This is a genomic window from Streptomyces sp. SID3343, from assembly GCF_009865215.1.
Taxonomy (GTDB): Bacteria; Actinomycetota; Actinomycetes; order Streptomycetales; family Streptomycetaceae; genus Embleya.
This window is the reverse complement of record NZ_WWJX01000278.1, coordinates 1-8,123: the sequence shown is the minus strand read 5'-3', so window position 1 is coordinate 8,123 and position 8,123 is coordinate 1. Positions and strand designations below refer to the sequence as shown.

Here is an 8,123-nt window from a genome sequence, read left to right as displayed (position 1 = left end):
GGGTTGGGCAGCGCTCGCGGTCCGGTGCGTGCCGCGATCGAGCGGGCCTATGCGGCGCACACGGCCGCCCGCCCCGACGCGCCACCGCTGCTGACGGCCGTCCTCGGCCCGGACGCGGGCCTGGTGGGCGCGGCTTCCCTGGTGTGAGCCCCGGCGGGGCCCGGGTTACGCCTGCGCGGTGGGGCGGATCACGATTTCGCCCGTGTCGATGTCGGCGGGCTGCTCGATCGCGAAGGCGATGGCGCGGGCCACCGCTTCCGGCGGCATCGCGATCGAGTCGCCGGACTCGGTGAGCCGGGCCTTCGTCTCGGGATCCGTCACCCCGTCCGCGAAGTTCGTCCGCGTCATGCCGGGCGAGACGATCGTCACCCGAAGCCGGTCGCCGGCCTCCTGACGCAGTCCCTCGGAGATGGCCCGCACGGCGTGTTTGGTCCCCGCGTACACCGCCTGGTTCGGCACGATGCGATGTCCCGCCGTGGACGCGGTGTTGACGAAGTGGCCGAAGCCCTGCCGACGAAAGACGGGCAGCGCGGCGGCGATGCCGTACAGCACGCCCTTGATGTTGACGTCGACCATGTCCTCCCAGTCCTGCACGCGCAGGGCGTCGAACGGGGAGATCGGCATCACCCCGGCGTTGTTGACCAGTACGTCGATCCGCCCGTAGCGCTCGCAGGCCGAGTCGACCAGGGCGGTGACGTCCTCGCGGCGGCGCACGTCCGTGCTCGCGTGGGCCACCTCCCCGCCCGCGCGGGTGATGCGCTCGGCCAGGGCAGCCAGGCGATCCGGCCGGCGCGCGCCGAGGACGACCTTCGCGCCGCGCTCGGCGAGCAGGAGTGCCGTCGCCTCGCCGATTCCGCTGCTCGCGCCCGTGACGACGACGACCTTGCCTTCGATTCCCGACATGAGTGTCCTACCGCTTCCTGGGTGGTGTCGATCCATGCCCATCCCAATGTAAGTGGGCTATCACAACGCTAGTGTAAGAGGGCTATCACGTCCAATCGACAGGAGATCGCCGTGACCGAGGAATCGGCCGGCCGGCCGACACGGGGCCGCTACCACCATGGCGAGCTGCGCGCCGCGCTGATCGAGGCCAGCTTCACGCTGCTCGCCGAATCCGGACCGGCCGCCTTCTCGGTGGCCCGGGTGGCCCGCCGACTGGGGGTGAGTACGGCGGCCCCCTATCGGCACTTCCCCGACCGCGACCACCTGATGGCCGCCGTCGCGACACAGGCCGCGACCGAGCTGGCGCAGCGGTTCGAGGACGCGGCGCAAGCGGCCGGCGACGACCCGGCCGAGCGCTTCGCCGCGACCGCCGGGGCCTACGTCCGCTTCGTCGGCAGCCGGGGAGCCGGCTTCGACGTCATCTACGCCGCCGACCTGGGAGACCTGCACGACCGCGCGCTCGCCGACGCGGGCCGACACCTGATGGACGTCCTGCTGGACCTGACGCGCCGGGCCGCCCCCGTGAGCCCGGAGGTCGCCCTGATCCTGGTGGGCCACCACATCGCGGCCGCCCACGGCTACGCGGGCCAATACGCGTCCGGCTTCTTCCGCCGCGGCGAGACCCTGGACACCGTCGCGGACCTGGCCACCGCGGCCGGCCGCACCCTGCTGCGAGGCACCATCGATGCCTGAGCCCGGTTCGACCACCCGGACATGAACGAGCAGCCCGAAACCCGGGAGGACACCCACGGGTTCGTCGGCTCGGGGTTTCCCGCGGCGGGCGCCGAAGGCCCGGCGGCCCCCGGCGGTCTACGGTTTGCGGGCGACGGCGCCGTACATCGCGACCTCTGCGGGTGGCGTGCGCGGTGGTGGGTTGGGGCGCCACCGGGAGCAGGGGACGATGCCCGGGTCGAGCAGGTCCAGGCCCTCGAAGAAGGCGGCGATCCGGTCGGGGGTGCGCTGGGTCAGGTGCGGGGTGCCGTGTTGGTTCCAATAGGCCACGGCGGCGTCGACGTCCGGCATGGCCGGGCCGGTGACGGTGTGGGACAGCACGAGGTGGCTGCCCGCCGGCAGCGCGTCCAGGAGTCGGCGCACGATGCCGTAGGGGTCCTCGTCGTCGCCGAGGAAGATCACCACGCCCAGCAGCACCAGTCCCACGGGTCGGGTGAAGTCGAGCGTGCGCGCGGCGGCGGCCAGGATCGTGTCGACGTCGCGCAGGTCGGCGTCGACGTAGTCGATGGCGCCTTCGGAGGTGCCCCGGAGCAACGCCCGCGCGTGCACCAGGACCAGGGGGTCGTTGTCGACGTAGACCACCCGTGCGTCGGGGGCGATGCGCTGCGCGACCTCGTGCGTGTTGCCGGCGGTCGGCAGGCCGGTGCCGATGTCGAGGAACTGCCGGATGCCGACCTCGCCGGCCAGGTACGTCACGGAGCGGTCGAGGAAGTCCCGGTCGGCTTGGGCGTAGTCGCCGATCCCGGGGTGGATCGCCCGGATCTCGTCGCCGGCTCTGCGGTCGACGGGGTAGTTGTCCCGCCCGCCCAGCCAGTAGTTCCAGATGCGGGCGGTATGGGCCACGTCGACGTCGATCTTCTTCTCGGCACTGCCCACGACATCGGGCCAAGGCGGGAAGTCGCTCACGCGCGTGCCTCTTTCGGGTTCGTCGTCGCGGATGCGTGCACCGGCGCCGACGGGTTCGGCAGGTACGCGGGACCAACCTAGACCCGTCCGCAAGCGGCCGAAAGCCGATCCCCCGTCAACTGCCCTTCCGTCACCGGCGGTTCACGCATGATCACGCGCGACGACGTGCCGATTCCGCAGGCTTCGCACCTCAGTCGGTCGCGGGCCACCGGGGCGAGCGACCCAGAACGAGCAGGATGCGGTCCAGCGTCGCCGGCCGCTCCGGCACGTCGAGACCGGGTGCGAACGCGGCGCCCGGCTTCAGTCGGTGCTCGCCGTCCGGGACGGCCAGCGCGATCGGCAATCCGGCCTCGACGAGGTCGGCCGGTGGCGCGAACCCGATACCGAGGGCGCGCGCGACGTCCCACCCGTGGACCAGGTAGTCGATGAAGTGGAAGCCGATCGCGAGATCCGCCGGAAACGGCTGATCGGTGCCGAACTCGGGTAGCTCGAACTCCGTTTCCTCCGTGGGCACTTGCGCGAACGCGGCCGATACGGCGTCCGCCGCCGAACGATGCGCGGCGACGGTGTCCGGCCCGCGCGGCTCGACCACCCAGTGCGCGGGGTCGCCCCCGTGCCCGGCGGCCGCCGCTGCGAATCCCCGGTGTTGGGCGGTCATGTGGGCGACCAGGTCGGCCAGGTTCCATCCCGCGCACGGCGTGGCGCGGTCGAGGTCGGCCGCGGTGACCCGGTCGACCAGATCGGCGCCGAGGCGCACCGCCCGGGCGTCGAGTGCTCGGATGCGTTCGAGATTGATAGGCATGAGCTTACGATAAGCACCCGCTTATCACAGGTCAACCAGTATCTTCGTAGCCATGAGCGAGAACCCGGCCGACGACGCCGCGCCCGTCGCCCGGCCGGACCTGGCGGCGATGGTCGTACCGCTCGGCCGCGCCCTGGTGGCGGCCGAGCTCCCCGTACTGCGCGCGCACGACCTCGCGATGTGGGCCTACGCGGTGCTGCTCCGGCTCGACGCGGAACCGATGCGCTCCCAGGCCGCGTTGGCCCAGGCCATCGGCGCCGACAAGACCCGCCTCATCGGCATCCTGGACGACCTGGCGCAGCGCGGGCTGATCCGCCGCGAGCCCGACCCGAGCGACCGACGGGCCCGCCTGCTGTCCCTGACCGCCGAGGGGCACCGGGTGCGCACCGCCGTACAGTCCGCGATCCAAGAGCGCGAGGAACGGCTCCTGGCCCGCCTTCCGGAGGCGGACCGGCGCGGCTTCCTCAGGGCGCTCCAGGCGCTGTCCGCACTGTCGGCTGCGGAACTCGGCGGCTGAGCCGCCGAGTTCCGCGGCCGGTACTCGTACGTCGTACCTGGCGGTGCCCGCGTCGCTCGCTACTTTCGCCCGCTCCTGCCGCCCGCTTCTCCTGTTCGCTCCTGTTGCCCGCTTCTCGTGTTCGCTCCTGTTGCCCGCTTCTGCGGCCCGCTACTGCTGTGAGCGGAGCACCCAGTTGCGATGCAGCGGGCGCCCGGGACCCAGCCGCGCGATCAGACTCCGGACCAGGTCCGCCTTGAAGCCGCTGACCACCGAGGGTGCGGTGTTCGCGTTCAGCCAGGCGGCCAGGTCGTCCTTGGCCATGGTGTCCACCGCCGGCGGCAGGAGCATGCCCGCCGGAAAGACCGCGGCGCCCGCGTGGTTCGCCTGGAGTTGACCCACACAGCACGCGTAGAGGCCGATCTTGGCGCTCGTGGTCAGGCTCGCCCGGTTCCACTCCGCGCTGTAGAAGGCGAGGGTGTTCGCGCCGGCCGGATAGTTGTGGTTGACGTTGGCCTGGAACTCCGCGTTGGAGAACTTCTGCACCCGGTCGTAGTGATAGACCTCGAACGTGGTCAACTGCGACTGGTAGAGGTACTTGCCGACCGCGTTGACGTTGTGGATCGTGCACGTGAACACGAGCGCGGCGACCTGGTCCCGGCCGTTGGCCGCCATGACGGCCGCCGGCAGCACGGCCGCGGGCAGCGCGGGAACCACCACGCCCGGCGGCAACACCGGAGCGGGCGTTGTGTAGAGCGGAAGGTACGTGTTGCGCCACGCCGTCATCGAACGCACGGACTGCGGCGCGCACACGCCCGGAAACGCCGGCGCCCGCGCGCCTGTCAACGGCGCGAGCCCGAGCCCGGGAAAGACGACGGCGAGCACGTCCGCGATGTAGCCCTTGAGCGTCATGAACTCGGCCGTCGCGGTCGCCGCTGCGTAGCTGCGTACCGTCGCGGTGATCGGCAGACCGGCCGCGACCGCGATCGCCGGGTTAAGCGCGTTGTTCACCTCGTAGAGGATCGCGTCGAGGATGTCCACGGGAGCGGCGCCGTGCGCGTGCCGGATCTGGATCGTGTTGGCGCCCGTGTCGTAGTGCGCCTTGGGCTCGGCGAGCACTCCCTCGGTCAGTTGGATCAGCGGCGGGCCCGCCGCCCAACCCCCCTTGGCCAGCAGCGCGGCCGAGTAGCTCTGGGCCAGCGGGTCGGCGGGCGTACCGTTCGCCCGCGCCACGAGACTCGCGATCCCGACGTTGTACGTGACGACTGGCAGTGCCATCGAAGACTCCCCCCGGAGAAACGACAAGGCGGTCAGACTATGTGACAACCCGCAGCAATTCTCCGGAACGGCGATCCCCGCCCATTCCGCTCACGGCCCGATCATTCGCGCATCCGGTCGACCGAACCCGCCGTCGACCTGCTCACCCGGCTACCGCGCGAGCAGGCTGCATGCGCCGACTCGGGCGGCACGCACGGCGGTTGCCGTCGCGAGCGCGTCGCGTCCGCGCCCTTCGTCGGGGACGCGGCCTCGGGGAACTCCGCGCCCCGATCCGATGATTGGCCGTCCGGACGGGCAACTCGCCATCGATTGTTCATGTCTTGGGGGTCTGTGCCCGAGCATCGCGCTCGGGCACGCTGGTCGTGTCTCGGGTGCCCGGGTTCGGGTTTCCCGTCCTGATACCGACCTTTCGGAGCGTGTGATGACCTCGATGTTCTCCCTCCGTCGAATAGGCACCGTCGTTTGCGGGTTCGCCCTGATCGTGGCCGGCTCGGCGACGGCCCCGGCCTCGGCGGCGTTGCCGACACCCGTTTCGGCCGCCACCGCCCGGTCGTACCTGGCGGCGATGTCCGCCGCCCCCGAGTCGCACGCGGACTCCTACGACCGCGATCTGTTCCCGACCTGGATCACCGTCTCCGGCACGTGCGACACCCGGGAATGGATCCTCAAGCGCGACGGCGTCGCCGTGGTCACCGACGCGGCGTGCAAGTCCACCTCCGGCACGTGGACCAGCGCCTACGACAACGTCGTCACCACCAACCCGTCGACGTTCGACATCGACCACCTCGTCCCGCTGTCCGAGGCCTGGGCCTCGGGCGCGTGGGCCTGGACCACGCCACAGCGCCGCACCTTCGCCAACGACACGAACGACCCCCAACTGATCGCGGTCTCCGCCTCCTCCAACCGCTCCAAGGGCGACCGGGACCCCGCGCAGTGGCTCCCCCAGACCTCCTACCAGTGCACGTACGCCCGAGCCTGGGTCCAGGTCAAGCACGACTACGCGCTGACCGTCGACGCCACCGAGAAGGCCACCCTCACGTCGCTCCTGAACGCCTGCTGACCCCGAGCACGCCCGGGTCGACCCGACCGCGGGATCGGTCGCCGGGGACGGCCGGCCCCGGGCGACCGCTCCGCGGTTCAGACGTCGGCCAGCAAGGTGGTGGGGCGCTCGACGCAGTCGGCCACGTAGCGCAGGAAGCCGCCGGCCACCCCGCCGTCGCACACCCGGTGGTCGAAGCTCAGCGAGAGCTGGGTGACCTTGCGGACGGCGAGTTCGCCGTCGACGACCCAGGGCTTGTCGACGATCCGACCGACCCCGAGCAGGGCGGCCTCGGGGTGGTTGATGATCGGGGTGGAGCCGTCGACGCCGAACACGCCGTAGTTGTTGAGGGTGAACGTCCCGCCGGTCAGCGCCGCAGGCATCAGGTCGCCGGTGCGGGCCAGTTCGGTCAACCGGCTCAGCTCGGCCGCGATCTGCGCGGTGGTGAGCGTGTGCGCGTCGCGGACCACCGGGACCACCAGGCCCCGGTCGGTCTGCGCGGCGAAGCCCAGGTTGACGTGCGCGTAGCGGACGATCTCCTCGCGGTCGGTGTCCACGCTGGAGTTGAGCTCGGGGAAGCGCCGCAGACCGGCGACGCAGATCCGGGCCAACAGCGCCAGAAGACCGATGCGTTGCTCGCCGCCGGCCGCCCGGAGAGTGTTCTTGGCGGCCAGCAGGGCCGTCGCGTCCACGTCCACCCATGTGGTGGCGTCGGGGATCTCGGCCCGGCTGCGGGCGAGCTTGCGCGCGACCGCGCGGCGCAGGCCGCGCAACGGTATGCGCTCGTGCGCGTCGTGATCGGCGGGGTCGGCCGGGTCCGCGGGGTCGGTCGTGGCCGAACTCGCGGCCCTGGCCCGTTCGATGGCCGCTTCCACGTCCTGGCGTCGGAGCACACCTCCGGGTCCGGTGGGCGCCAGCTCGGCGATCTCCACGCCGTGGTCGCGCGCGAGTTTGCGGACCAACGGCGAGATCACCAATTGCGCCCCGCCGGTGGCCGGTTCGGGCGCTGCCTCGAACTCGGCGACAGGCGGCGGGACTTGCCCCGTCGGGGCGCGCCGGCGGCGTCGGGATGTGGGCTCGTGGCCGGTGCCGTAACCGATCAGGACGTTGCCGGAGCCCGCCTGCTCTTCCTCGCGATAGCGCTCGGCGGCCTCGTCGAGGTGGCCGTCGGCGGCCTTCTCGTCGGGACGACCCGCCACGGGCGCCCCCGCGTCGGCATCCGTCGGCGCCGGCCCCGCCGAGAGCGCCGGCCCGACCGAGATGAGCGGCCGCCCCACCGCGAGCGTCGCGCCGGCCTCGGCGTGCAGTTGCAGCACCGTGCCCGCGTACGGCACCGGCACCTCGACGGCGGCCTTCGCCGTCTCCACCTCGACCACGATGTGGTCGACGGTGACCGTGTCACCGACCGCGACCTTCCAGTCGATGATCTCGGCCTCGGCCAACCCCTCGCCCAGGTCCGGCAGGAGGAAGACCTGCGCTTGGCGCGTGTCGGTGCTCACGCCGCCCCCTGGACCAGGTGGCGCACGTCGGGACGGTCGTCGAACTGCAACCGGTCCACCGCGTCGAGGACGCGGTCGACTCCGGGCAGGTGCGCGTGCTCCAGCTTCGGCGGCGGATACGGGATGTCGAACCCGGCGACTCGCAGCACCGGCGCGGCCAGCGAGTGGAAGCAGCGCTCCTGGACCCGGGCGGCGATCTCGGCGCCGAATCCGGCGAAGCCCTGCGCCTCCTGGACCACCACGCACCGGCCGGTGCGCCGCACCGACGCGACCACGGTGTCGTCGTCGAAGGGGACGAGCGTGCGCAGGTCCACGACCTCCAGACTGCGCCCCTCCCGCGCCGCGGCTTCCGCGGCGCGCAGGGCCACCGGTACGGCCGGGCCGTATGCCACCAGCGTCGCGTCGCGGCCCTCGCGCAGCACGGCCGCC

At 72.0% G+C, this 8,123-nt stretch carries 9 protein-coding genes; 3 read left to right on the top strand and 6 right to left on the bottom strand.

Translation table 11 applies throughout. The features are described from left to right. Positions 1 to 165: 165 nt before the first annotated feature. Positions 166 to 903, bottom strand: a complete 738-nt coding sequence (locus GT354_RS09730) for an SDR family oxidoreductase (protein ID WP_161355871.1) — start codon at positions 901 to 903, stop codon at positions 166 to 168. Between the two features lie 111 nt (positions 904 to 1,014). Here GT354_RS09730 and GT354_RS09725 point away from each other — a divergent pair, with 111 nt between their 5' ends. Then, entirely contained in the window at positions 1,015 to 1,635 is a 621-nt protein-coding gene (locus GT354_RS09725) for a TetR/AcrR family transcriptional regulator (RefSeq protein WP_161355870.1), read from the top strand. Positions 1,636 to 1,752: 117 nt separating this feature from the next. Here the strand turns inward: GT354_RS09725 and GT354_RS09720 are convergent, their stop codons facing one another. Together GT354_RS09720 and GT354_RS09715 are read right to left on the bottom strand one after the other, a co-directional pair. Further along, the gene (locus tag GT354_RS09720) at positions 1,753 to 2,550 is read right to left on the bottom strand and encodes an SAM-dependent methyltransferase (protein ID WP_161355873.1); all 798 of its coding nucleotides are present in this window, start codon (positions 2,548 to 2,550) and stop codon (positions 1,753 to 1,755) included. A gap of 220 nt (positions 2,551 to 2,770) precedes the next feature. Beyond that, positions 2,771 to 3,382 carry a TIGR03086 family metal-binding protein gene (locus tag GT354_RS09715; protein ID WP_202511698.1) on the bottom strand — a complete coding sequence of 204 codons (612 nt, stop codon included), beginning with the start codon at positions 3,380 to 3,382 and terminating at the stop codon, positions 2,771 to 2,773. Between the two features lie 52 nt (positions 3,383 to 3,434). On the opposite strand from GT354_RS09715, the gene GT354_RS09710 reads away from it, so the two are divergent. Further along, positions 3,435 to 3,899, top strand: coding sequence for a MarR family transcriptional regulator (locus GT354_RS09710; RefSeq protein ID WP_161355869.1), 465 nt, complete (start codon positions 3,435 to 3,437; stop codon positions 3,897 to 3,899). Positions 3,900 to 4,049: 150 nt separating this feature from the next. Here the strand turns inward: GT354_RS09710 and GT354_RS09705 are convergent, their stop codons facing one another. Continuing rightward, a complete protein-coding gene (locus tag GT354_RS09705; RefSeq protein ID WP_161355868.1) occupies positions 4,050 to 5,156 on the bottom strand; it encodes a hypothetical protein in 1,107 nt (368 codons plus the stop codon). A 421-nt stretch (positions 5,157 to 5,577) separates the two neighbouring features. Between GT354_RS09705 and GT354_RS09700 the strand changes: the two genes are divergently transcribed. Beyond that, entirely contained in the window at positions 5,578 to 6,216 is a 639-nt protein-coding gene (locus GT354_RS09700) for an HNH endonuclease family protein (protein ID WP_161355867.1), read from the top strand. 77 nt (positions 6,217 to 6,293) lie between these two features. Here GT354_RS09700 and GT354_RS09695 read toward each other — a convergent pair whose 3' ends face one another. Beyond that, positions 6,294 to 7,694: a dihydrolipoamide acetyltransferase family protein gene (locus GT354_RS09695; RefSeq protein ID WP_161355866.1), complete on the bottom strand. Its 1,401-nt coding sequence runs from the start codon at positions 7,692 to 7,694 to the stop codon at positions 6,294 to 6,296. Continuing rightward, a partial coding sequence (locus tag GT354_RS09690) for a transketolase C-terminal domain-containing protein (protein ID WP_272923796.1) occupies positions 7,691 to 8,123 on the bottom strand: 433 nt, incomplete at its 5' end. The genes GT354_RS09695 and GT354_RS09690, both read right to left, overlap by 4 nt.

What these genes read in the sequence shown, in the direction of transcription:
- GT354_RS09730 (WP_161355871.1), bottom strand. Translation starts at nt 903, where the DNA reads ATGTCGGGAATCGAAGGCAAGGTCGTCGTCGTCACGGGCGCGAGCAGC.
- GT354_RS09715 (WP_202511698.1), bottom strand. Translation starts at nt 3,382, where the DNA reads ATGCCTATCAATCTCGAACGCATCCGAGCACTCGACGCCCGGGCGGTG.
- GT354_RS09710 (WP_161355869.1), top strand. Translation starts at nt 3,435, where the DNA reads ATGAGCGAGAACCCGGCCGACGACGCCGCGCCCGTCGCCCGGCCGGAC.
- GT354_RS09705 (WP_161355868.1), bottom strand. Translation starts at nt 5,156, where the DNA reads ATGGCACTGCCAGTCGTCACGTACAACGTCGGGATCGCGAGTCTCGTG.
- GT354_RS09700 (WP_161355867.1), top strand. Translation starts at nt 5,578, where the DNA reads ATGACCTCGATGTTCTCCCTCCGTCGAATAGGCACCGTCGTTTGCGGG.